Origin of the sequence: Exiguobacterium sp. s125 (genome assembly GCF_018618605.1) — a bacterium.
Lineage (GTDB): Bacteria > Bacillota > Bacilli > Exiguobacteriales > Exiguobacteriaceae > Exiguobacterium_A > Exiguobacterium_A oxidotolerans.
In genome coordinates this window covers 29,175-52,556 of the sequence record NZ_JACSMI010000004.1, presented here as the reverse complement: position 1 = coordinate 52,556, position 23,382 = coordinate 29,175, and the positions used below count along the sequence as shown (strand labels likewise).

At 47.7% G+C, this 23,382-nt stretch carries 19 protein-coding genes and 1 riboswitch; of the genes, 2 read left to right on the top strand and 17 right to left on the bottom strand.

All coding sequences use genetic code 11. The features are described 5' to 3' along the window. Positions 1-16 precede the first annotated feature (16 nt). The 9 genes from dapD to KNQ05_RS11145 all read right to left on the bottom strand — a co-directional run bounded on the left by dapD (position 17) and on the right by KNQ05_RS11145 (position 9,192). Positions 17-724, bottom strand: a complete 708-nt coding sequence (dapD, locus tag KNQ05_RS11185) for a 2,3,4,5-tetrahydropyridine-2,6-dicarboxylate N-acetyltransferase (protein WP_088836307.1) — start codon at positions 722-724, stop codon at positions 17-19. Next, positions 711-1,457, bottom strand: coding sequence for a 4-hydroxy-tetrahydrodipicolinate reductase (gene dapB / locus KNQ05_RS11180; protein WP_088836306.1), 747 nt, complete (start codon positions 1,455-1,457; stop codon positions 711-713). Before dapB ends, dapD begins: the two co-directional genes overlap by 14 nt. Further along, positions 1,454-2,335 (bottom strand): 4-hydroxy-tetrahydrodipicolinate synthase, encoded by an 882-nt coding sequence (gene dapA / locus KNQ05_RS11175; protein WP_088836305.1) that lies wholly within the window; start codon positions 2,333-2,335, stop codon positions 1,454-1,456. Before dapA ends, dapB begins: the two co-directional genes overlap by 4 nt. 22 nt (positions 2,336-2,357) lie before the next feature. Beyond that, the gene (locus KNQ05_RS11170) at positions 2,358-3,350 is read right to left on the bottom strand and encodes an aspartate-semialdehyde dehydrogenase (protein ID WP_088836304.1); all 993 of its coding nucleotides are present in this window, start codon (positions 3,348-3,350) and stop codon (positions 2,358-2,360) included. Between the two features lie 12 nt (positions 3,351-3,362). After that, on the bottom strand, positions 3,363-4,562 hold the full coding sequence (locus KNQ05_RS11165; RefSeq protein WP_029332620.1) for an aspartate kinase: 1,200 nt from the start codon (positions 4,560-4,562) through the stop codon (positions 3,363-3,365). A 112-nt stretch (positions 4,563-4,674) separates the two neighbouring features. Continuing rightward, positions 4,675-4,853: riboswitch (Lysine riboswitch) on the bottom strand. Positions 4,854-4,924: 71 nt separating this feature from the next. Continuing rightward, positions 4,925-6,295, bottom strand: a complete 1,371-nt coding sequence (gene argH, locus KNQ05_RS11160) for an argininosuccinate lyase (protein WP_214766737.1) — start codon at positions 6,293-6,295, stop codon at positions 4,925-4,927. After that, entirely contained in the window at positions 6,292-7,497 is a 1,206-nt protein-coding gene (locus KNQ05_RS11155; RefSeq protein ID WP_088836302.1) for an argininosuccinate synthase, read from the bottom strand. Before KNQ05_RS11155 ends, argH begins: the two co-directional genes overlap by 4 nt. Before the next feature lie 121 nt (positions 7,498-7,618). Further along, positions 7,619-8,047, bottom strand: a complete 429-nt coding sequence (locus tag KNQ05_RS11150; protein WP_088836301.1) for a GNAT family N-acetyltransferase — start codon at positions 8,045-8,047, stop codon at positions 7,619-7,621. Then, positions 8,044-9,192, bottom strand: coding sequence for an alanine--tRNA ligase-related protein (locus tag KNQ05_RS11145; RefSeq protein WP_214805401.1), 1,149 nt, complete (start codon positions 9,190-9,192; stop codon positions 8,044-8,046). The genes KNQ05_RS11150 and KNQ05_RS11145 overlap by 4 nt, the downstream gene beginning before the upstream one ends. A gap of 127 nt (positions 9,193-9,319) precedes the next feature. On the opposite strand from KNQ05_RS11145, the gene phnF reads away from it, so the two are divergent. Then, a complete protein-coding gene (phnF, locus tag KNQ05_RS11140) occupies positions 9,320-10,054 on the top strand; it encodes a phosphonate metabolism transcriptional regulator PhnF (RefSeq protein WP_088836299.1) in 735 nt (244 codons plus the stop codon). A 77-nt stretch (positions 10,055-10,131) separates the two neighbouring features. Here the strand turns inward: phnF and KNQ05_RS11135 are convergent, their stop codons facing one another. From KNQ05_RS11135 to KNQ05_RS11110, 6 genes are all read right to left on the bottom strand, one after another. Beyond that, on the bottom strand, positions 10,132-11,232 hold the full coding sequence (locus KNQ05_RS11135; RefSeq protein WP_088836298.1) for an LCP family protein: 1,101 nt from the start codon (positions 11,230-11,232) through the stop codon (positions 10,132-10,134). Positions 11,233-11,530: 298 nt separating this feature from the next. Beyond that, on the bottom strand, positions 11,531-12,703 hold the full coding sequence (gene tnpB / locus KNQ05_RS11130; RefSeq protein ID WP_214805399.1) for an IS200/IS605 family element RNA-guided endonuclease TnpB: 1,173 nt from the start codon (positions 12,701-12,703) through the stop codon (positions 11,531-11,533). A 112-nt stretch (positions 12,704-12,815) separates the two neighbouring features. Beyond that, a complete protein-coding gene (nagB, locus tag KNQ05_RS11125; protein ID WP_088836296.1) occupies positions 12,816-13,571 on the bottom strand; it encodes a glucosamine-6-phosphate deaminase in 756 nt (251 codons plus the stop codon). 15 nt (positions 13,572-13,586) lie between these two features. Beyond that, positions 13,587-14,726 (bottom strand): N-acetylglucosamine-6-phosphate deacetylase, encoded by a 1,140-nt coding sequence (nagA, locus tag KNQ05_RS11120; RefSeq protein ID WP_088836295.1) that lies wholly within the window; start codon positions 14,724-14,726, stop codon positions 13,587-13,589. A gap of 165 nt (positions 14,727-14,891) precedes the next feature. Then, a complete protein-coding gene (gene mprF / locus KNQ05_RS11115) occupies positions 14,892-17,450 on the bottom strand; it encodes a bifunctional lysylphosphatidylglycerol flippase/synthetase MprF (RefSeq protein WP_214770094.1) in 2,559 nt (852 codons plus the stop codon). Next, entirely contained in the window at positions 17,447-18,802 is a 1,356-nt protein-coding gene (locus KNQ05_RS11110) for an MATE family efflux transporter (protein WP_214805397.1), read from the bottom strand. The genes mprF and KNQ05_RS11110 overlap by 4 nt, the downstream gene beginning before the upstream one ends. 97 nt (positions 18,803-18,899) lie before the next feature. On the opposite strand from KNQ05_RS11110, the gene KNQ05_RS11105 reads away from it, so the two are divergent. Then, positions 18,900-19,682, top strand: a complete 783-nt coding sequence (locus KNQ05_RS11105) for a CHAD domain-containing protein (RefSeq protein ID WP_088836292.1) — start codon at positions 18,900-18,902, stop codon at positions 19,680-19,682. On the opposite strand, the gene glsA is transcribed toward KNQ05_RS11105, so the two are convergent. After that, the gene (gene glsA / locus KNQ05_RS11100; RefSeq protein WP_088836291.1) at positions 19,679-20,611 is read right to left on the bottom strand and encodes a glutaminase A; all 933 of its coding nucleotides are present in this window, start codon (positions 20,609-20,611) and stop codon (positions 19,679-19,681) included. The genes KNQ05_RS11105 and glsA overlap by 4 nt on opposite strands. Before the next feature lie 194 nt (positions 20,612-20,805). Beyond that, positions 20,806-23,379, bottom strand: coding sequence for an ATP-dependent chaperone ClpB (clpB, locus tag KNQ05_RS11095; RefSeq protein WP_214766749.1), 2,574 nt, complete (start codon positions 23,377-23,379; stop codon positions 20,806-20,808). Between the last annotated feature and the right edge of the window lie 3 nt (positions 23,380-23,382).

The following is a 23,382-nucleotide window of genomic DNA, read 5'->3' as shown; positions in this document are numbered from 1 at the left end:
TCCTCTTCGACGTCAATCAGAGTGAACGTAAATCATCCACTAGTTGCGTCTTCTCTGCTGTTTTTTCGTCTTTCTGTTTGATGACGCGTGCTGGTGTTCCAGCAACGACGCTACCTGCAGGGACGTCTTCTGTGACGACACTGCCTGCTGCAACGACTGCATCTTTTCCGACACGGACGCCTTCCAAGATGACGGCGTTCGCTCCGATCAAGACACCATCTTCGATGATGACCGGTGTTTTTGAAGGTGGCTCAAGGACACCTGCGACCACGGCACCTGCGCCGACATGAACGTTTTTCCCAATCGTGCCACGTGCTCCGACGACGGCGTTCATATCAATCATTGTACCATCTCCGATCGATGCACCGATATTGATGATTGCACCCATCATGATGACGGCGTTATCGCCGATGACGACATGATCCCGAATCCACGAACCCGGTTCGATTCGCGCATTCAAGTGACGTGTGTCAAGCATCGGTACAGCACTGTTCCGACGATCGTATTCGACGTGGACGTCCGTGATTCGGTCTGAATACTTTTCTAAGAAAGTCGCAGCAAGTCCTGCATCTGCAAAGAAAATTTTTGATTCATCCGATCCGAAAGCTGTCGCCCCTTCAATCGTCAAGCCCGCTAAATCGCCATTGACGTAAAGTTTGACCGGTGTCTGTTTTTTAGCATCTTTAATGAATTTCGCAATTTCGTAAGCATCAGTTAGTAACATGTGAATCCTCCTGTGAGTAGAGCGTCTCTAACGTGTAGAGTCCCGCCGATTTTTGAATGAGTGCTTCGGCTGCTTTAATCGCACCTGAAGCAAATACTTTTTTTGATAATGCCGTGTGCTTGATTTCAATCAATTCATCGACCCCGGCGAACAACACTTCATGTTCACCGAAAATTGTTCCACCACGCATCGAGTGCATGCCGATCTCAGACGCTTGGCGTTTTTCCCGTGTCGATTCACGTTCATAGACCGGCTGGACGTCACGAAGTTCTTGAATCGTCCGCAATAAGAGTTCTGCCGTCCCGCTTGGTGCATCGACCTTTTGATTGTGGTGCTTTTCTAATAGTTCGATATCGAACGAACTGGCGAGTGGTACGAGCACCTGTAACAATTGCTGCATCATCGCGATCCCGAACGACATGTTGTACGACTGAAAAATTGGAATTTCAGTCGAAGCGTCTTTTATCGTTTGTAACTCCGCTTCCGAAAATCCGGTCGTCGCGATGACGAGCGGTGTTTTCGTTTTGAGGCCATACGCCAGTAAATCCGGCAACAAGCTCGGGTGAGAGAAATCGATGATGGCATCGACTTCTTCTGTTAGCTCGGACACCGTTTGATACGAAGGAATTTTCTCCGCTGACTTCGTCTGATCGATAACGGCGACAACTTCAGCGGGTGCCAATTCCTCGACATAATGCCCTGTCGCACCATATCCATGAATGGCAAGCTTCATCGAACCACTCCTTTATAAGCACGCATCGTCTCGAGTAAGTGTGCATGCCCGGCTTCGGATTGGCGAACGAGCGGCAAGCGTGGTGCACCGACTGCAAACCCGACTTCTTCGAGTGCTGCTTTAACAGGAATCGGGTTGACGTCACTAAAGATGGCTGCGATGACAGGCATTAAATCACTTTGAATGCGTCGTGCCGTCACTAAGTCGTTTGCGAGCACGGCTTCAGCAAGCGCTTGTGTTTCTGCCGGGTACGGGTTCGACAGGACCGAGATGACACCTTGTGCTCCCCATGCCATGTACGGCAGGATTTGATCGTCGTTGCCACAGAAGACTGCAAAACCTTCGGGGAGTGCCGTCATCAATTCACCCATGAAACTGACATCCCCGCTCGCTTCTTTGAATGCTTGAATGTTCGGATGCTCCGCGAGTGTTACAGCTGTCTCAACTGCAATCGCGACACCCGTCCGTGAAGGTACGTTGTATAACATGATGGGTAATTCGACAGCATCCGCGACTGCGGTAAAGTGAGCAATCAAACCGGCTTGTGACGTTTTATTGTAATACGGTGTCACGAGCATCGCTGCATCCGCTCCGAGCCGCTGAGCCGTTTTCGTTTTTTCAATCGTCTGTGCCGTATTGTTCGTTCCCGTACCGGCAATGACCGGAACACGACCTGCCGTGACACGGACTGCTGTCTCAAGTAACGTTTCGAACTCTTCGCTCGAAAGCGTCGATCCTTCACCTGTCGTCCCGGCGACGACGAGCGCTTGGATATTGGCTGCAAGTTGCTGTTCAATCAACTGTTCAAAAACGACTAAGTCGAGTTCACCTGCTGAATTGAACGGTGTCGCTAGTGCTGTTCCTGCTCCTTTGAACATGTTAAATTCCTCCTTAGTATGATTAAGAATGGATGCCGTTTTCTAAAGCATGACGCGCGACCTGGACTGCATTTGACGCCGCGCCTTTTCGAATGTTATCCGCGACACACCACAGATGGAATGTGTTCGCGAGCGTTTGATCTTGACGAATCCGCCCGACGTACACTTCGTCCGTCCCGCTTGCATCAAGCGGCATCGGGTACTGATTTCGCGAAACATCATCAACCAGTACGACGCCTGGCGCGTCAGCAAGTGCTGTGCGAATCGCTTCGACCGTCGTCTCGTTTGAAAACGTCACGTTGATTGCAACCGAATGCGAATTTGTGACGGGAACACGGACACACGTCGCACTGACCGGTAAGTTCGGTTGGTTAAAAATCTTCCGTGTCTCGTCAATCATTTTTTGCTCTTCTTTCGTGTACCCGTCTTCTAAGAAGACATCGATATGCGGCAAGATATTATCATGGATCGGGTGCGGATAGTTGACCGGTTCTTCACCGCGGCTGCCTCGCGCCAAGTCCTCAATTCCTTTTTGACCGGAACCGGAGACTGCTTGATACGTCGTATACGTGATTCGTTCAAAACCTAAGTGTTTGAGTGGTGCCAGGGCAACGACGGATTGAATCGTCGAGCAGTTCGGATTAGCGATCAGTCGGTCGGTGCTGCTGACCGCTTCCGGATTGACTTCTGGTACGACGAGCGGAATCGTCTCTTGCATCCGGAAAGCACTTGAATTATCGACGACAAGTGTTCCGTGTTCTGCCAGCAAGGGGGCATACTGTTCACTGATTGCTCCACCGGCTGCGAATAATGCGACGTCGATCCCGTGATGGATGATGTCTTCCGATAAAGCTGTAATCGTCACGTCCGTTCCATTAAACGAAACGACTTTTCCTGCTGATCGTTCTGAAGCATACGCCGACAGTTGACCGACTGGAAAATCGAGTTCCTTCAAGACTTGTAACATCTTTTGTCCGACGGCGCCTGTCGCACCGATGACTGCTACGTGGTACATGTTCATTCCTCCTTACAGGCTAAACGCGTTCGCGATCGCCGCGACCGTTCGTTCGATATCTGCTTGTGCGATTGTATACGAGATACTGATTTCTGATGTCGTGACTTGATAAAACGTGATGTTCTCGGCACGGAACGTCGCAAATAATTTTGATGCGACGCCCGTTGCGTCACGCATTCCGATTCCGACGACCGATAACTTGGCATGCTCGTTATGACGATCGACTTTAACGGTCGGAAAACGATCGATGATATCTTTCAGTGCCTCTTCGAGAAACTCTTCTTCATCGAGTGGACAAGAGAACGAGAGGAACACGTCACTATCAAAGGTCGTTTGACTGATCATGTCGATATTGACATGGCGATTCGATAACAATTCAAAAATGTCGGCGACTGCTGAATTGGTTTGTGGAACGTGTTTGATTGAAACCGTCAAAACATTTTTCGTTACACTGACGCTCGTGACTGCTTTTTGTTCCATCGTTTCTGTTGCCTCCATGATCCAAGTCCCTCTTTCCGATTCAAGTGTTTTCCCAACAAAGATATGCACGCCGTATTTTTTCCCGAGTTCGACGCTGCGCATCTCCATTACCTTCGACCCCAGTGCACTCATTTCCATCATTTCATCATATGAAATTTGTGGAATCGGCTGTGCCGCTTGATGAATCCGCGGATCCGCCGTATAGACACCGTCGACATCCGTATAGATTTCACAGCGCTTATCAAGGACGGCCGCTAAGGCGACAGCCGTTGTGTCTGACCCACCACGACCGAGTGTTGTAACATCCCCAAGCTCGTTGACACCTTGGAATCCGGCGACGATGACGACATCATAGGTTTCGAGTTTCTTTCGTAACAAGTCCCCGTCAATTTGTTTAATCTTACTTTTCGTATGAACCCCCATCGTGCTGATTCCTGCCTGCGCACCTGTTTGTGATAAGGCTTTTACTCCGACGGAATTTAAGGCGATGCTGAGTAACGAAATCGTTTGTTCTTCGCCGATTGCGAGCAATCGATCGAGTTCACGTCGTTCAGGACGATCCGTGATTGCTTGCGCTTGTGCGATGAGCGAGTCTGTCATCTTCCCCATCGCAGAGACGACGACCACTAATTTTTCACCTTGTTCTGTCCGATTTTTTAAATAATTCGCAATTGACTGAATCTGTTCGACAGTCGCGACCGAGCTACCACCAAATTTAAGTACAGTTGTCACAATCCTATCTCCTTTGTCCCGAAACAGAAAAAAACGACGGGCCGGTAGGAGCGTTCCTACGGCCCGTCGTTATCACGATCGGACAAACGAAGACAAAGTCTTTCGTTCTTTTACGTAAGATAGCGCTCCGAAACATCGGTTTCGGCAGTACAACGGATCTTAACCGTTGTACCAGCAAATGAGAAGAAGCATCTTTCTCATTCACTTCGGCGGATTTCCCCTTTCACATCACTCAGCATGCTCGCTTCAATAAATGATGTTACTGATGTCATCCGCGCCTCTATCTGTCGGTTGTTAGTTACAGTTATAGCAAACATTTTTTGTTAAATCCAGTCATTCGCTAAAATTTTTTCATTTTTCCGTTAATCCGCGAGTTTTTTCTTCGCTTGATCGAGTTGTACAGAAACAGCAGCAAAACCTGTCCCGCCGTAACTTCCTCTTCTTGCTACTGCTTGCACCGGGTCGAGGAGCGGATAAACATCTTCCGCGATGACGGAGTGGAACGTTTGATACGTTTCAAGCGTTAAATCTTTTAAGAAACAATTCGTCTGAACACAATGGAGGACCGCTTTTCCGACGATTTCATGCGCTTCCCGGAAAGGAACACCTTTTGTGACGAGATAATCTGCTAGTTCCGTCGCATTCGAGAAGTCTTGCATTGTCGCCTTCTTGAGCGCTTCTGTCTTAAACGTTGCTGATTCGAGCATTCCCGTAAAGATTTGAACGGATTGTAAAACGGTATCTGCCGTATCGAAGACACCTTCTTTATCTTCTTGCATGTCTTTATTGTAAGCGAGCGGTAATGCTTTCATCGTCGTCAGGAACCCCATCAGGTTTCCATAGACACGCCCTGTTTTTCCGCGAATCAATTCAGCGAAGTCCGGGTTTTTCTTTTGTGGCATCATGCTCGAACCCGTTGAAAATGCATCTGACAATTCGATGAATGAAAATTCTTGCGACGCCCAGATGATGATTTCTTCACAAAAGCGTGAGAGGTGCATCATGACCGTCGAAGCAATCCCGAGATATTCAATGACGAAGTCACGGTCCGATACAGCATCGAGGCTGTTCGGATAGACGTGCTCAAATCCGAGCAGTTCCGCTGACTTGAAACGGTCAATCGGGAATGTCGTCCCGGCGAGTGCCCCAGCACCGAGCGGCGAAATCCGAATCCGTTTCAAATTATCTGTCAGACGATCTACGTCACGGTCGAACATCCAAAAATACGCGAGTAGATGGTGTGCAAGTGAAATCGGTTGTGCCCGCTGTAAGTGGGTATACCCCGGCATGACGGTTTCGATGTGTACATCCGCCTGTTCCGTAATCACCGTCTGCAAGTTGCGGAGGCTTTCGATTAAATCAAGCACATGTTGTTCCATCCATAAATGTAAATCCGTCGCAACCTGGTCATTCCGACTTCTCGCTGTATGCAACTTCCCTGCGACCGGTCCGATTTGTTCCGTCAGCAACCGTTCGAGATTCATGTGGATGTCTTCGTCAGCAAGCGAATAGACATGTGTTCCAATCGAAGCTTGTAACGTCTTGAGACCCGCTTCGATTTTTTTCCATTCCGTCTCTTCTAGGATACCTTGTTGATACAACATATTGGCATGGGCGAGACTTCCTTCTAAATCAACTGCCGCAAGCTTTTGGTCGAATGAAATCGATGCCCCAAACGCTTCAGCCTGAGCGGAAGCCCCTTCTGTAAACCGTCCGCCCCAAAGTTTCGTCATTTTGTCACGCCTTCCTGCCGATGAACACTTGCGTGTGTCGCAATCGCAAGACCGTGCAATTTAATGAATCCTTTCGCTGCTTCATGATCGAACGCATCTTCTTTCGTATACGTCGCAAGCTTCTCGTCATAAAGTGACACCGGTGACTGACGTCCTGTGACCGTCGCATTCCCTTTGTAGAGTTTGACCCGTACTTCGCCCGTGACGTCTTGTTGCGTCGCTTTTAAGAATGCTTTCAGACCTTTCGTTAACGGTGCGTGGAACAAACCGTTGTAGATTGTTTCTGCATATTGTTGACTTAAAATCGGTTTGAAGTGAGCGACGTCTTTCGTCAATGTGATGGTCTCGAGTGCGGCATGGGCTTTTAGCAAGACCGTTGCTCCCGGGCATTCATACACTTCCCGCGATTTGATTCCGACGAGACGGTTCTCGACGTGGTCAATCCGTCCGACACCATGTGCTCCGGCGATGATGTTGAGTTCTGTAATCAACTTCGCCAGTGGGTAGACTGTTCCGTTGATTGAAGTCGGAACACCCGCTTCAAAACCGATAATGACTTCTTCTGCTTGATCCGGTGCTTCTTCCGGTGCGACCGTCAGTGCATAAGCATCTTGCGGCGGTTCTGTCCAAGGGTTTTCAAGGACACCACATTCGTTACTCCGTCCCCAAAGGTTCATATCGATTGAATATGGGCTGTCGAGATTGATTGGAATCGGGACATTGTTGTCTTTTGCATAAGCGATTTCCTCTTCACGTGACCATTTCCATTCCCGTACAGGGGCGATGACTTCCAGTGAAGGATCGAGTGCTGCGACCGAAACTTCAAACCGGACTTGGTCATTTCCTTTTCCTGTACAACCATGTGCAACGGCCGTTGCGCCATGTTGATGCGCAACTTCGACGAGCTTTTCAGCAATCAGCGGGCGAGACAGTGCCGAAATCAGTGGATACGCGCCTTCGTAGTGGGCGCCGTATTGAAGTGCTGGTAAGACGAATTCATTTGCGAATTCTTCTTTGACATCAAGAACAATCGATTCGACGGCTCCGACGAGCAACGCTTTTTCTTTGATGACAGTCAAATCTTTTCCTTCGCCGACGTCCATACATAAAGCGACGACATCATAATCCTTACTCAACCATTTGATTGCCACCGATGTATCAAGTCCCCCAGAATACGCTAAAATTAATTTTTGTTTCGTCATTATTAATTCCTCCCTGATTTCGAATTCATCTGTCTGTATAAAAATTCATTATTAATTATATATATACATAGACTTTCAAAAAAAGAAACCCTTTTTACAGGATTTCTTTAAAATTTCTCAATTAAACTTTCTTTTCCATCGTTCGGTGTGGGATGCCGGCATCATCAAATTCGTCGGACATGATGTTGTATCCTAAGCCTTGATAAAAAGGAATCGCTTGAACTTGAGCACCAAGCGTCAAGATGCTCCGACCCTCTCGTCTCGCCACGCGTTCCATTGCTCGCATCAGCTCACCGCCGTAGCCTTTCCCACGTGTCGCAGCTAGCGTCGCAACACGTTCGACCTTCATCCGTTGATCGTCGTAGGGACGTGTCCGTCCTGTCGCGACAGGGCGATTTTGTTCGTCAAGGACAAGCAAGTGAATCGCTGTTTCGTCATGGGTATCATATTCAAGATTACGAGGAACCCCTTGTTCTTCGACGAAGACCCGTTCGCGAATCATTCGGACTGCTTGGTGCTGCTCTGCTGTTTTTACTTGAATCACTGTCATGTTACTTGTTCCTCCTTCAATCGTTCTATGTAAGCAACTGCATCCTCATGCGTGTTGAACATCGCCTGTGCGACGTGCTCGCTACCACCACCACGTCCATTGAACGTCTTCAAATGGACTTTGGCAAATTTCCCAAGGTGGACCGGACTTGATCCTTGCATCAATAATTTTTTAGCTGATTCGTTCCAAATGAGTCCGAGACGTCCTGCTTCCGCAATCGCTTTGACTAGTCTTTCAGAGAATGGCAATGCCTCGTCAGCATGGTTTACGAAAATCCAATCCTCCGTCGACGCCAGTAGTTTATTGAGTTCCGTACGGACATGTGCGGCTTGAACTGTTTCAATCATCCGATTCAAGCGAACGACATCTTGTTTTAATTCTTCGACGGCTTGCGGCAGCTGCTCTTTTTTAGCCGATAACAATTGAGCGGCTTCACGCAAGGCACGTCTTTCCTTCGTTAACAACTCAAATGCGCGCCCTTTCGCGACGTACATCAGTCGAATATTCCCCCGAACCCGCTCCTGCCCTGTCAAGATAATCAATTCTAAATCAGCTGTCGATTCGAGGTGTGTTCCTCCACAGGCGCTATAGTCCAGTTCACCGATTTGGACGACACGAATCTTTCCTGTCACTTGGGGTGTTTTACGTAAAGGCAGTGCGAGTGCCGCCGCCTCGTCGTACTCGTTCGCCGTAATCGGTAACGCCGATGTAATGACGTGGCGCAATCTTTTTTCAAGACGCGCTTGCAAGGCATCATTCCATTCACCTGCTTCAATATCTAGTGTCGATTCTTCAGAGCCCGTCCGAAAACTTAATGTCTTGATATTGAACTCGTCCTGCAAAATCGCTGAGATTACGTGTTGCGCCGTATGTTGTGCCGCATGATCCGTCCGAACGGCGTCATCGATGACGCCCGTAACAGTACCTTCGATTTTTTGATCAACTTGATGCCACACGATGCCGGCTTTAAGTTGAACGTCACGAACCTTCAAATCGTTTAATGTCCCTCGATCCGCCGGCTGTCCGCCACTCTCCGGATAAAAATAACTTTCTTCTAAAGCAACCCAGTATCCGTGTTCTTCTTTAACATCCGTCACGCGTGTCACGAACTTTCGGACCGCAGGATAAATTTGCTCCAGTCGCATGTCTACCCCACCTTTCTCAATCTATTCATTTGCTATTATGCCATATTTCGCCTAGTATCGTTTGTCGACTTGTCCATTTCCTAGTACACTAGATGAAAGACTATCGACCGCGAAGGGACGAAATGCCGTGATTCAGCACATCAATAAAAATTCACCACTCCCCATCTACTATCAAATTGAAGCTGCATTAAAACAACAAATCGAAGGCGGGGTGTTGCAACCCGGCGATTTAATTCCTTCTGAACGCGAATTTGCTGAAGCCCATCAAATTAGCCGGATGACCGTCCGCCAAGCCATCACGAATCTTGTCAACGCCGGCTATTTGATTCGTCAAAAAGGACGCGGCACATTCGTTGCGAATAAAAAAATCGTCATGCAATTATCTGGACTGACAAGCTTTTCGGAAGAAATGGAACATTTAGGGCTCGAACCTGCAAGCGAATTGTTGTCGTATCAGATGATTGCTGCCGAAATGACGATTGCCAATAAACTCGGAATTCGTGAAGGCGCGACCGTGTATGAATTGAAGCGACTCCGGATCGCTGATGAACAAGCGCTTGCGCTCGAGACCGTCTATATTCCGGAACAGTTGTTACCTGGATTGAATCAGGATGTTGCGACGGCGTCACTCTATGCTTTTGCTGAAGCAAGCGGACTCAACCTCGGTCGTGCAAGCCAGACGTTCGAATCACGCCTCGCGACAAAAGAAGAAGCGCAACATCTCGGACTGACGACAGCTGCGCCCGTCTTGTCGGTTGAACAATTGACTTTCCTCGCGACGGATCAACCGTTCGAGTATGTCATTTCTGCTTATCGGGGCGATCGCTATACGTTTACTGTTGAAATGGAACGCCGCCGCTAATGTTTAATATCACAAAAAGACCCTGCCGCAAAAGCCGGCAGGGTCTTTTAAATCGTTATCGAGAATCAAACTTACACTTATTGAATCGTCGAATCGGTTTCTGTCGTTTGGTCCGTTTCCGCCGGTAACTCTGTTTCCTCTTTAATCGGCGCAACTTCTTGCCCCTGCATGGCTTGCGCTAAATTATTTTTGACGAGTTCTAATTGATTCGGATCCAGATGGTACTCCCATTTCCCACTGATTCCGATATAGCCTTCTCCAGCAAGCTGGTATTCCGTCGTATTTTGTAAAGCTGTCGTGTAGTCCGCGAGGCGCGTGTAGTCATTTGGACCTAAGTTTGTCTCAACATTATCTCCGACTGCGTTCAAAATATCACGGTATGCACCGAGTGAGCGGAAGCTTGCGGCTTCTTTTGCAACGGCTTGGATGACTTGCATTTGCTTTTGTCCACGACCGATGTCACCGAGTGGATCATCATGTCGGTTACGAACATAAGCGAGTGCTTGTTCTCCCGTCAGGTGCTGCATCCCTTTTTCCACGGTAATCGTATCTGCCTTACGTGCAGAATCTTGTTCTTTAAATGCATAACGGACGTCAAGATCGACACCGTTTAATGCATCGATCAATTGAACGAATCCTTGGAAATTTACTTTGACGACATGATCAATTTGAATCCCGAGAAGATTCTCCGTTGTCTCACGCGCTAACTTAATCCCGTTGTATGAGTTCGATTGATCCATCGAACCAAAATAATGCGCGTGGGTAATCTTATCTTGTTCGACCCCTGTTTTTCCATAAGGTACATCATAGTTCGAGTAGTCGATGTTGACGAGTGAATCACGCGGAATACTCGTTAAAACGAGTTGCTCCGACTCTTTATTCAAGATACCGACAATCATGACGTCAGAACGTGCCGGTTCATTCCGATCTTTACTTGCTTTTGTTTCATCGGTTCCTAAAATCAAGAAGGATTCGGACGGGACATCATCATATTTCGAACTCACTTTTGAGCCGGGGATTGTAATCTGTGTTTTTGCTAAAGTTTCTTGTGTTTTTATAAAAACCGCTCCAGCATAACCAGAACCAATCACTGTTAGAAGTAATAAAAGTGCTGCTACCACTTTTATGAACATCTTACCAGCGCTCGGTTGCCTCTTTCTTGCTGATCTCGTTTGCATGTTCAAGCCCTCATTTTCACGTAAATTTTCTGTAAAGTGCGCTAATCTCCATTATCCCTACATTTACTGAAATGTCAATTTACGATTCGATTAAACTATTTACGATTCGATTAAACTATGACGCTTGCAACAGCATGCACTAAAGACATCGTATCTCCTAGCGAAAAAAGATGTCCAGGAAACCGCATAGCGGAATCACGTACCTCCTGTAGTCAATCATTTTTTGAACTACCTCCACCTACGCTTCACTTAGAGGTGGAGGATTCCTGAGTGATCCGACCTAACGGTCGAAACCTGATCAGGCTAACCCCGTCGTCCCGACGGTTGAAGAAGCTAAGAGGCGCTCTGCTTCTTGTTTGAGGTTCAATCCTGCGTTCACATCCCGGTCGTGATGAATCCCGCAACTCGGGCATGTCCATTCACGCAAGCCAAGATGCTTCACGTCTTTGTGTTGATGTCCGCAACTGGAGCACAGTTGACTAGAGGCGAAGGTCTTGCCGACTTTCACGACGGTCTTCCCGTACCATTCCGCCTTGTATCCGAGCATGCGGAAGAACTCCGACCAACTGACCTCGGAGATGAACTTGCTTAACTTGCGATTCTTCTGCATGTTCTTCACTTGCAAAGTCTCGATGCCGATGACGTCGTGGTTTTTGACGATTTCGGTCGATACCTTGTGCAGGAAATCGGTTCGCTTGTTGGCGATCTTCTCGTAGATGCGGGCGACCTTCCGCTTCTGCTTCTGATAGTTCTTCGCCTCGGAAAGTTTTCCTTTCTTGTCCAAGGCCAACCGTTGACGACGAGAAAGCTTGCGTTGCTCGCGCGCCAGCTTTTTCTCAAGCGAACGGAAGTAACGGTCATTCTTGTACACCGTGCCGTCCGACAGGATGGCGAAGTGCTTCAACCCGACATCGACGCCGACGGATGAGCCCGTCTTCGGCATTTCGTTGCTCTCCTGCTCGACGAGCAGGGAGACGAAGTATTTTCCTGAAGCGTTACGCCGGATGGTCGCGTTCAAGATGCGTCCGACGACCTGCCTCGAGTTAGCGAAACGCACCCACTTCAGCTTTGGAATTTTGATTTTGGCGCCGACGATCGAGACTTCTGGAAGTTGAGACTTGCCTTGAATGTTCGTCTTGTACGATTGAACGGGATTGCTCTTCGACTTGAAGCGAGGACGTTCGTTCTGTTTCTTGAAGAAGCGGTCAAAGGCATCAGCAAGATGTTTGACGCTCGTCTGCACAGACGTGCTATCGACTTCCTTCAGCCAGTCGAACGCCTGCTTCAACGACGGGAGTTCTTTCGAACAAGACCCGAAGGACAGTCCTTTACCTGTCGCTTTATACGTCTCATCCCACTTCGCTAAGAAATGGTTGAAGACGAAGCGCGAACAACCGATCGTCTTCGCAATCAGGATTTCCTGCTCTTTTGTCGGATAGATTCTGAATGTGTAGGCCTTGTGTGTCGGCATGATGTTCACCTCCTTACAACGGATATACCTGAAAGAGAGGGTGGCGATTCATCTCCCACTTTCACTAGGGCTTCACCCTGATCGTTTAGAAGTGGGCGTATTCTCGCCTGATTTAGATAAAATTCGTATAGGCTGCGCGTCCAGTACGTTTCGCTTCTTCAGACAATAAGGCGGCAGCTTCCTCGTCCAGGACAATCATCACGTCAGCATGACGTTGTAGAATCGTCGCCGGACAATCGGGCGTCGCCGGACCTTCCATCATATCGCGCACGGCTTCTGCTTTTCTGGCACTAGAGGCTACGAGCAAGATTTTTTTCGCTTCCATGATCGTACCGAGCCCCATCGTGATTGCATGTGACGGAACATCTTCTAACTTTTCGAAGAACCGCTGATTCGCTTCACGCGTCGATTCTGTCAACTTCGTTACGTGAGTCGTCGCGTCAAATGAGGTGCCGGGTTCGTTGAAGGCAATATGTCCGTTCGAACCGATTCCAAGCAATTGAAGATCGACACCAAGCTTACGAACCAGGTGTTCATAACGTTCACTTTCTGCATGGGCATCTTCCGTATCTCCGAATGGAAGATATGATTTCTTGAAGGCAACTGCATTAAACAGATGTTCCTTCATGAACGTGTGATAACTTTGCGGATGCGTCGGACTAAGTCCGACATATTCATCAAGATTGACCGTCGTCACGTGCGAACAGTCTAATGTATCTTGACACCACTCTTCATAGACGCCGACAGGCGAACTCCCTGTCGCCAGCCCAATCGTCAACCCCTCCTCTTGCCGTTGAATTTCATTTTTGAGAAGTTGATACGTGACTTGTGCCAATTCTTCAGCCTTTTCGACAATCATCCATTTCATAAAAATAGACTCCCTTCATTTTTTAAATGTATGGACTGCTCCACGATGAATCGTCCGCTCGACAAATAATGATTCATCTAACACAACGAAATCAGCATCTTTACCAATCTCGAGCACCCCTTTTTTCGTCAGACCAAATTCTTCTGCCTGATTGATTGAAGTCATCCGTACCGCTTCTTCAAGGGAACACCCTGTAAAGGCAATAATATTCCGGAGCGCTTGATCCATCGTCAGGACACTTCCGGCTAAATTTCCGCTCGCTAGTCGCGCTGCTCCATCTTTTACGTCGACCGCTTGGCCACCGAGCTCATACTGACCTTCTGGTAAGCCTTTTGCCCGCATCGCGTCCGTGATGACGGTCAACCGGCTTGCTCCTTTCATCCGGTACGCAAAATCAACCATTTCTTTTGCACTATGAATCCCGTCCGGAATGATTTCCGCACGAACCGCTGGATTGAGTAGACAGTATCCGACTGTTCCCGGCTCGCGATGATGCAGTGCCCGCATCTGATTGTACAAGTGTGTCCCGTGGACGACGTTCCCTTGCTCATTCTGCTCGTATGTTGCGTCGGTATGGCCGGCTGACGGAACTGCCCCCGTCAGACGGACCGCTTCTTCAAATGCCCGCGCTCCCGGTCGTTCGGGTGCATAGGTGACGAGTTTAATCTGACCACCTGCTGCCTGCTGCCACTTTAAAAATTGTTCGACGTCCGGCTCAACGATATAGTCGAGTGGTTGGGCACCCGCATAATCCGGATTAATAAACGGTCCCTCGAGATGAATGCCTTCAATCGTCGTTGTCTCGGTTTCCATCACTTGCCGCGCCGCCTCGAGTGCGCGCGTAATTTGACTCCAGTCTTGTGTGATCGTCGTCGCAAAAAAGGACGTGACACCTTCCGCTAACATCGCTTGACTAAGACGCATTAAGCCTTTTTTATCGGCGTCCATCGTATCGACGTCATATCCCCCATGAATATGAACATCGATCATTCCTGGAATCAATTGCTTCCCTTCTAAATCAAGTACCCCTTCTTCCGCCACTGGTACATACTTCGTCATATCGCCTAGCTCGCTGATCGTCTCTTCAAACCGAATGAATCCCTTCTCTATCACGGTCTGACCCGTATAGATGTTCGCATTGATGATGACAGTCATATCTTCGCTTCCTTTCTTGCTTTGCCTCAAGAGTCGTTTCTCTCTGTTTAGTATAACGCCTCTATTTCTAGTTGTATAGACCTTTATACATTTGTTTGATTAAAAAAGAAGATTCCATACATTCATTGGAATCTTCCCTGATTGATAAACGCGTAATCCTCACCGTCATGGCAATAACACACGGTCCTTCTTTTTAGAAATGAGACGTGTCACTTTTAAAATCGCAATCGTCAACGATTGACGTTTGCGATACGCCAAGTAACGTCCTTCCCACTTTGGATCATATTTTTCTTTGTAGCGTCTTAGGCCTGTAAAGCTATACATGTAACGAATGTTATTGAAGACGTCAGCCGCGACACGTTCTTGCCAAAATGACGTTTCGTCTTCTCCAACAGCAGATAGTGGTGCCATTCCCATATTGAACGTATGATAGCCTGCTTCTTTTGCATACTCAAACAAACGGATGAACATCGCATCCATAATCCCATTCGGTCCATCAGGACGGAAGCGCATCAAATCGATTGATAAGACACCGTCTTGATAAGCAGGCATGAACGTCATGAAGCCAAGCAAGTCGCCTGCCGCGTCACGCATGATTCCCACGGGTGCTTGATTTAAATAGTCTGACTGAAAGTATCCGAGTGAAAATCCTTTTTCTACTTTGTTCCCTAACCAGTCATCTGATACGTCACGTAACGATGTAAGTAAGGCATTTGAAAATGGTGGTTTTACAACTTCAAACGTCATGCCTTCTCGTTCAAAACGATTTTTAATGGAACGTAGTCCAGCTCGCTTCTTACCAGAAACCGTAAACGTCGTAATATCAACAATTGCTTCTTCACCTAACTTAAAAAAGTTAAAACCAAAATCATGATACAGGGACATGTTTTGCGCCTGAATCTGATAGATGTTCGGAATGTAGCCCAAATCCTCGACGCGGCGTAGAAACGTACCAATCAATTGCGAATGTTCATCCGGGTTCCCACTCGGGTCACCCAACACAATAATCCGATTTCCCGTCTGACTGAATTGAAGAAATGCCCGACCCGATTCTGAGAAGAAAAATCGTTTATCTCCTAAAAAAGCCAAATGACTCAAGTAGTTTCCGCCTTCTTCCGTCAACGTCTGACGGACTTTCGTTTCATCAAAAGCCTCTCCGAGGACCGGATGGTTAAACGTGTTGAACAGGCGAATGAACACTAACAAGTAAACAAGTGCAAAAATCGTTGCACTTGCTGCAAACATCGAAATTTCATGAGACGGATACACTTCCGTTCCGTCTGCAGACCCTAACGTATAAAACGTATACCCGAAGAAAACAAATCCACCGAGGTAAAGTATCCCGGCCAACGATGCACGCATTAACCGCATCGTCGTAATCAGCGTCCGCTCGCGGTGGAAAGATTTTGCCGAAACCGTCAGCAAAATGAGCACAACGAGAACCGCAGAAAGCGAGATTAAGTTGAATCCTCGTAAGGCCATCCCAATCAGTGCGAAGAATGATGCCCCGTATACCATATAGAGCGAACGTTTCGTCCGTCGATATAACGAGGGTGCCAGTAAGACGAATAATAACCCGCCCATCAAGAAGAAACTGTTCCCAAGTAGTAATAATTCATGCGGTAAACGGGCTTCTAGAAAATCGTATTGTGACGAGACCGGCGGTAAAATCGCAAGTCCCCAAATCGCAATACCTGCGAGCAACGTGATCAAGGCTAACGCAAAATGACGGACCTTACTTAAAAAGCGCAGTTGCAAGCGCCAAATGACTCCACCGACTTCGACGGATGGTCCGACGATCGGCTTATCTTCAATCATTTTGACAACAGGTCCACTAAATTCGCGTGCTGAGAACACCAGCCCAATCACAAAGGGCACTATGTAATAGACCAGACGGTAAATCAACAGTCCCGTCAAGACGCTTCCTTCCGCTACACCAGCGCGTTGCATACCAATCAAAAAAACCAAGTCAAACGAACCAAAACCCCCGGGAACCATCGAAATCAATCCGGCCGTCGCCGCGATGATGAATACACCGATGACTTTCGCAAAACTGACGTCCGTTCCGAGTGCCTGTAAAATTAAATAGACGACGACACCGGCACTGAACCATTCTACGAGCGAGACGAGTGAATACAGTACGATCGACGATGGTCGAATGCTACTCGCCCCGCGTCTGAACGTAAACAGGAGATATAAAGGGAAGAAAAGTGCGACACCAATGATAACGGGCCAAAGCCATTTTTTAAAATCGAGCACTTCGAACGCCGGGAAAATATTTAATAAAGACAATGCAGATAAAATCGATAGTCCACTAATCAACGTCGGCGCCATCCAGCCGATAGCCTTCAGGAGACGACTTCCTTCAACGAAAGGCCGATAAAGCGCCGTCCGAACCCCCATACCGGCAAGACCACCAAATCCGATGATTCCGTTAAACGAATTCGCAATCCACGAAGCCCGGAAGACGAGTCCGAGCGGCGCTTTGACCTCCAAAGAACGTAACAGGATGACGTCATAAAAGAACATCGTCGCGACGGCAAGGAGACCGGCACCGACTAAAAGAATGAACTTCCATGATGGGATTTGCTGAATGGCTTGAATCGATTCATTTAAAGATAAATTTTTCAATTCACTTTGTCCTTGATACAAGATAAAGAGAATTAAAGCAATCGGTAAAATAATTTTCGCGATCGTAACGATTCGTTGTTTATTGAGCTTCATTCAACAACCTCCTTTGACTTCTTGACGAGATAGACCAATCGTAAGAGCAATAACGTTGCTCCGACCGCAAGACCAATAATGAGTCCCCACCAGTAACCGTCCGGTCCAAGTGTCGTAAACCGTTCGAAATAAAAACCGAGCGGTAAGCCAATCACCCAGTACGCCGAAATCGTCAAAATGAATGTGGCATTGACATCTTTAAAACCACGTAACGCGCCTTGAGTCGGTGCTGCGACCGCATCGGATAACTGAAAGAAAATCGCGAGAATCATGAAATGTGCGGCTAGATTGATTACTTCCGGATCATTGCTATAGAGTGCCGCGACCCGTTCATTTTGTAAGTACAAGAGTCCGCCGGAGAAGAGCGAGACAGCAATACATAATAACAGCCCAATCCAAATGTACTGGACGGCATCCTTGACGCGTTTCGCCCCAACTTCGTACCCGACAGTGATCGTCAAAGCTGACGCAGCTGACAGGGGGAGCATGTAGACGAAGGATGCAAAGTTGATTGCAGCTTGATACGCACCGATTACGACATCCCCATACGCACCGAGTAACAACGTCACGGCTGAGAAAATACTGACCTCGGAAAAAATTGCTAGTCCAATCGGCGCCCCTAAAAAGACCAGTTCCTTAATCCGAGTAAAATCCGGTTTGTAGAATCGCCGTAAAATACCGAGGCGCTGGAACAGTTCCCCTTTTAGAACGATCCCGGTAATGGCGATACACAATAACCAATATGTGATTGCCGTCGCGACCCCTGCCCCGACACCCCCCAACTCCGGAAAACCAAACTTTCCGAAGATAAAGAGATAATTGAAAGCAACATTAATGGGTAAAGAGAATAATAATAATACCATCGTGATGTTTGACTTCCCGAGAGAATCGACTAATGTGCGAAGGACAAAAAAGATAAACATCGGAATGATACCAAATCCGAGCATGATGAGATAGACACGTGCGACACGTCTTGCTTCACCCGATAATTCCATCTGATTCAAAATCGGATTGACGAACAGTAAACCGAGTACTAATGTGACAACGATGATGAGTACTGAAACGTAAAGTGCCTGAACGACGATTCGTTTGACTTCACGCTCCTTCCTTGCACCCATTGCTTGCGAGACGAGCGGCGCGACGGCTAATAAAATACCCGTCAGACCTGTGTAGACAGGCGCCCAAAGACTTGCTCCGACACCGACACCAGCTAAATCAGCTGAGCCGTATCGTCCAGCCATGACCGTGTCAAAAAAGCTAATCAAATAAAAAGCGACTTGCGTCACTAAGATTGGAAAGAAAATTTTCATGAATTGTTGAATCTTTCCAGACAACGTAAACGTTTCTAACATGACTTCACCACATTCCAGAGCTAAGAAACGGCTCTATTTTAATCATTATTTCTGTCTATTAGCTTGTTCTACGTAAAAATTGTGAGGAGGGATTCATATGAATCATCGCGATACTGAAAACTTAACGTTCGAACTACTTGAAACGTGGGCGACATTCAACCACTATGCAAAAGAAGCCCAACAATTTAAAAATCCGGAAGATGTCCACCAAGCAAGAATCCGTCTTCGGAAGTTGATTACGTTCGCTACACTTGTCGGTGAGACGGATGAACCTGTTTATCTGATTTGGAGACGACTGATGCGCGCATTTGGCGAGGTCCGTGATTTAGACGTCCAACTCGAACAACAATCTGTCACGTCACCCGTCGAGCAACTATTCGCCGAACACCTCGCGCTCCAACTCCAAGGAAAACGAGCAACGCTACTTGAAACGATGCATCTGCTCATCTCAAGTGAACTCGATAAATCCGTCCGTCGTTTCTTAGCAGGACCGCTGACAAAACGATTAAAACGGATGGATGAAAACGATTTGATTCACGCGGCAAAAAAACAATTTGATAAAAAAGCACAAAAATACGAAAAAGTGCACCATACAGAAGGACAAAAAAGAATCCAAAAGATGCACGAATTACGTCTTGCGACAAAGTACTACCGCTATACATTAGAATACTTGCGTCCTTATACCACTCTTCCGAAGTCGACCGTCGATCGTCTAAAACGCGTTCAGACCCAGCTTGGCCAAATCAATGATACCTACAACCGGCTCGAACGGTGGCGCGCGTTTACACCACCGGATGAATACCAATTGAAACGCGCAAAAGAAGTTGCACGACTCGAACAAGCCTTAGTGACGGCACTGGACGACTTTTCACTCGCTTAAGGGTGACGCTGGACGAGCAGCTCGAGCATTTTTGTGCCCGCAATTGAGTTTCCTTTTAAATCGAGGGCTGGTCCAAAAATACCGATTCCGAGATCTGCCATATCGAAATCACTACGTCCACAGGCCACGATGGCACCCGAGACACCACTTTTCCCGGGAAGTCCGACTTGAACAGAAAACTCACCAGAAGCATCATACATGCCGCACGTCGTCATGATCGCACGAATGATTCGCGCATTACGACGAGAGATGACTTGATGGCCGGATGGTGTTTTTCCTGACTGGCTTAAAATTTTACCCATCATCGCGAGTCCTTTACAGTTCGTCAAGATTGCGCATTGTTTTGTGTAGACATCGATGATTTCTTCGACGTTTCCTTCAATGACTCCGTGATAGCGCATGAAGTACAGCAATGCCCGGTTCAAATCCGTCGTTTCGAATTCGGATTTTGCGACTTCCGCGTCGTACTTGACCATCTCGACTTCGATGTCGAGCAGACTCGCGATGAACTCGCGCAGTTTGAGCAGTTTATCTGCCGCATCTTCCCCAGGTAACATACTCGTCACAGCAAGCGCTCCTGCATTGATCATCGGGTTGAGCGGTTTTGTTGGAATCGTCTCCTCAAGCTTCGCGATCGAGTTGAAGGCATCCCCCGTCGGCTCCATTCCAACTTTTGAAAAGACATAATCCTCACCAAATGTTTCGAGAACAAAAGCAAGTGTGATAATTTTAGAGACACTTTGTAACGTAAATAAAGTGTCCGCCTCACCAGCAGACACAAATGTCCCGTCGGCATTGCAAACTGCGATTCCAAGTTGCGTCGGTTCTGACTTCGCAAGCTCCGGAATATAACTCGCAACTTGTCCGAGTACTGCATAAGGACGGCATTCATCAATTAATTCTTCTAGTTGTTGTTGTGTAACGTTCATGTACTTCCCTCTTCCTGTTTTTTTATAGCTTATCATGCTTTGTCAGAACGAGATATGGCAAGACGTAGTTTTGTCTGTGAAAGCAAAAAGCTCGGGAAAAGTTACTGTAAAAACAACAAAAAAATCTGAACATCATCGAGATTCATACTTTGAATGTCGACGACGTTCAGATTTTTTAACAAGCAGACGTTCCATCAACGAATGACGAGTTCTGAACCGTCTGCGTCGATCGCGACGTGCGACCCATCCTGGATTTCCCCGCTGATCAGTGCACGGGCCAGTTTTGTCTCGATCGTCCGCTGGATATAACGATTGATTGGACGGGCACCGTACTGAGGTTCGAAGGCTTCATCGAAGATTAACGTTTTGGCGGCTTCTGTCACATCAATCGTAATTTCCCGACCTGATAAACGATCTGCCATCTTCGCGACCGCTTTATCGATGATCCGCTCGATTTCTGCGCGGTGCAATGGATGGAATAAAATCGTGTCATCAATCCGGTTCAAGAATTCGGGCCGGAAATGATTTTTCAGTTCTTGACGGACAGCTTCTTCTTCGGCTGGATCAATGTAACCATCTTTGGCTGCTTCTAACAAAATGTTCGCTCCAATATTCGAGGTCATGATGACAATCGTGTTTTTAAAGTCAACGACACGTCCTTGTGCGTCCGTCAAGCGGCCATCATCAAGCAGTTGAAGCAGGATATTGAACACATCGCCATGTGCTTTCTCGATTTCATCAAATAAGAGAACCGAGTACGGACTGCGACGGACCGCTTCTGTCAGTTGTCCGCCTTCTTCGTATCCGACATAACCCGGAGGCGCACCGACGAGACGGGACACATTGTGTTTTTCCATATATTCCGACATGTCAATCCGAATGATGTGATCTTCACTGTCGAACATCGCTGCCGCAAGTGCTTTCGCAAGCTCGGTTTTCCCGACACCGGTCGGACCGAGGAAGAGGAACGAACCGATCGGCCGGTTCGGGTCTTTGATTCCGGCCCGAGCCCGGATGACGGCGTCTGATACAAGGCGGACGGCTTCGTCCTGACCGAAGACCCGTGTATGCAGCGTATCTTCGAGATGGAGCAACTTCTCCCGTTCACCTTGCGCAAGACGTGTAACCGGAATCCCCGTCCATTTCGAAACGATATCTGAAATTTCTTCGTCTGTTACGGCTTCGCGGACTAACTCATGAGAGACGTGTTCTGCTGATTCTTCTGCTACATATAACCGATTTTCGAGTTCCGGAATCTGTCCGTATTTGATTTCAGAAGCCGTATTTAAATCATACCGGCCTTCTGCTTCTTGTAAGGCAAGTTTTGCTTTTTCGAGATCTGCCCGCAGCTGCTGGACACCTTGCGAACTTTCTTTTTCATGTTCCCACCGTGTCCGAAGCGCACTCTCATCTTCACGCGCTGAACTTAATTCTTGTTGAAGCGTCTCAAGGCGTTTACGCGAGGCCTCGTCCGTTTCTTTTTTAAGAGCTGCCTCTTCGATTTCAAGTTGCATGACCCGGCGAACGAGTGAATCAAGTTCTGCTGGCATCGATTCCATATCCGTCCGAATCATCGCGCACGCTTCATCGACTAAGTCGATCGCTTTGTCCGGCATGAACCGATCCGTAATATAGCGATCGGAGAGAATGGCCGCTGCGACTAGGGCATTATCATGGATTCTGACACCATGGTGAATTTCGAACCGTTCTTTTAATCCGCGCAAAATCGAAATCGTATCTTCGACGTCCGGTTCTGCGACGAGGACTTGTTGGAACCGGCGTTCGAGTGCAGGGTCTTTTTCAATATATTTTCGATATTCATCGAGTGTCGTCGCCCCGATACAGTGCAACTCACCACGGGCGAGCATCGGCTTGAGCATGTTACCGGCGTCCATCGCCCCTTCTGTTTTTCCGGCTCCGACAATCGTATGCAGCTCATCGATGAAGAGAAGGATTTGCCCTTCCGCTTCCTTGACCTCATTTAAGACGGCTTGCAAACGTTCCTCAAATTCACCCCTGTATTTTGCACCTGCAACGAGCGTACTCATATCCAGGCTAAACAACTGTTTGTTTTTTAAGCTCTCCGGTACATCACCACGCACGATACGTTGGGCGAGTCCTTCAACGATTGCCGTCTTCCCGACACCGGGTTCCCCGATCAGAACGGGATTGTTTTTTGTTTTTCGGCTGAGTATCCGGATGACGCGACGGATTTCATCGTCCCGACCGATGACGGGGTCTGTTTTCCCTGACCGAAAATCAGCGACAAGATCCCGTCCATATTTTTTTAAGACATCAAATGTCGCTTCAGGATTTTTAGTCGTCACTTTCCGATTACCACGCATCGCTATGATGGCTTCGCGTAATGTTTCTTCCGTCACACCTTGCCCCCGTAAATATTGTGTTGCAGGACTCGTTTGTTTCGAGAGTGCGAGTAAGAGGTGTTCGACCGAAACATACTCATCTTGCATCAAACGGGCTTCTGTTTCCGCTTCCGTCAACACGTTCAATAAAGAACTACTGATCCGTGGTGTCGAGACTTGCGCGAGCGCCGGTAATTTTTCAATCGCTTGATTGATGGCTTGTTCCATCTGATCCATCCGCTGATCGAGTTTTTCAAAGACGATCCGAGCGATTCCTTCTTCCTGTGCGATTAAAGCGAGTAATAAATGCCACTCTGTGATTTCACTATGCCGACGTTGTTTCGCAATCGCTTGCGCTGATACGATTGCCTCATGAGCACGATCCGTTAATTTCTCAAAGTCCATGTC

What these genes read in the sequence shown, in the direction of transcription:
- dapA (WP_088836305.1), bottom strand. Translation starts at nt 2,335, where the DNA reads ATGTTCAAAGGAGCAGGAACAGCACTAGCGACACCGTTCAATTCAGCA.
- dapB (WP_088836306.1), bottom strand. Translation starts at nt 1,457, where the DNA reads ATGAAGCTTGCCATTCATGGATATGGTGCGACAGGGCATTATGTCGAG.
- clpB (WP_214766749.1), bottom strand. Translation starts at nt 23,379, where the DNA reads ATGGACTTTGAGAAATTAACGGATCGTGCTCATGAGGCAATCGTATCA.
- nagA (WP_088836295.1), bottom strand. Translation starts at nt 14,726, where the DNA reads ATGACTGTCATCATCAATGCGAACATCTATACGGGTCAGACCGTGATA.
- nagB (WP_088836296.1), bottom strand. Translation starts at nt 13,571, where the DNA reads ATGAAATGGATGATTGTCGAAAAGGCTGAAGAATTGGCACAAGTCACG.
- KNQ05_RS11155 (WP_088836302.1), bottom strand. Translation starts at nt 7,497, where the DNA reads ATGACGAAACAAAAATTAATTTTAGCGTATTCTGGGGGACTTGATACA.
- glsA (WP_088836291.1), bottom strand. Translation starts at nt 20,611, where the DNA reads ATGAACGTTACACAACAACAACTAGAAGAATTAATTGATGAATGCCGT.
- KNQ05_RS11170 (WP_088836304.1), bottom strand. Translation starts at nt 3,350, where the DNA reads ATGTACCACGTAGCAGTCATCGGTGCGACAGGCGCCGTCGGACAAAAG.
- KNQ05_RS11105 (WP_088836292.1), top strand. Translation starts at nt 18,900, where the DNA reads ATGAATCATCGCGATACTGAAAACTTAACGTTCGAACTACTTGAAACG.
- mprF (WP_214770094.1), bottom strand. Translation starts at nt 17,450, where the DNA reads ATGAAGCTCAATAAACAACGAATCGTTACGATCGCGAAAATTATTTTA.
- tnpB (WP_214805399.1), bottom strand. Translation starts at nt 12,703, where the DNA reads ATGCCGACACACAAGGCCTACACATTCAGAATCTATCCGACAAAAGAG.
- argH (WP_214766737.1), bottom strand. Translation starts at nt 6,295, where the DNA reads ATGACGAAACTTTGGGGCGGACGGTTTACAGAAGGGGCTTCCGCTCAG.
- KNQ05_RS11135 (WP_088836298.1), bottom strand. Translation starts at nt 11,232, where the DNA reads ATGCAAACGAGATCAGCAAGAAAGAGGCAACCGAGCGCTGGTAAGATG.
- KNQ05_RS11145 (WP_214805401.1), bottom strand. Translation starts at nt 9,192, where the DNA reads ATGCGACTGGAGCAAATTTATCCTGCGGTCCGAAAGTTCGTGACACGC.
- KNQ05_RS11150 (WP_088836301.1), bottom strand. Translation starts at nt 8,047, where the DNA reads ATGACAGTGATTCAAGTAAAAACAGCAGAGCAGCACCAAGCAGTCCGA.
- KNQ05_RS11110 (WP_214805397.1), bottom strand. Translation starts at nt 18,802, where the DNA reads ATGTTAGAAACGTTTACGTTGTCTGGAAAGATTCAACAATTCATGAAA.
- dapD (WP_088836307.1), bottom strand. Translation starts at nt 724, where the DNA reads ATGTTACTAACTGATGCTTACGAAATTGCGAAATTCATTAAAGATGCT.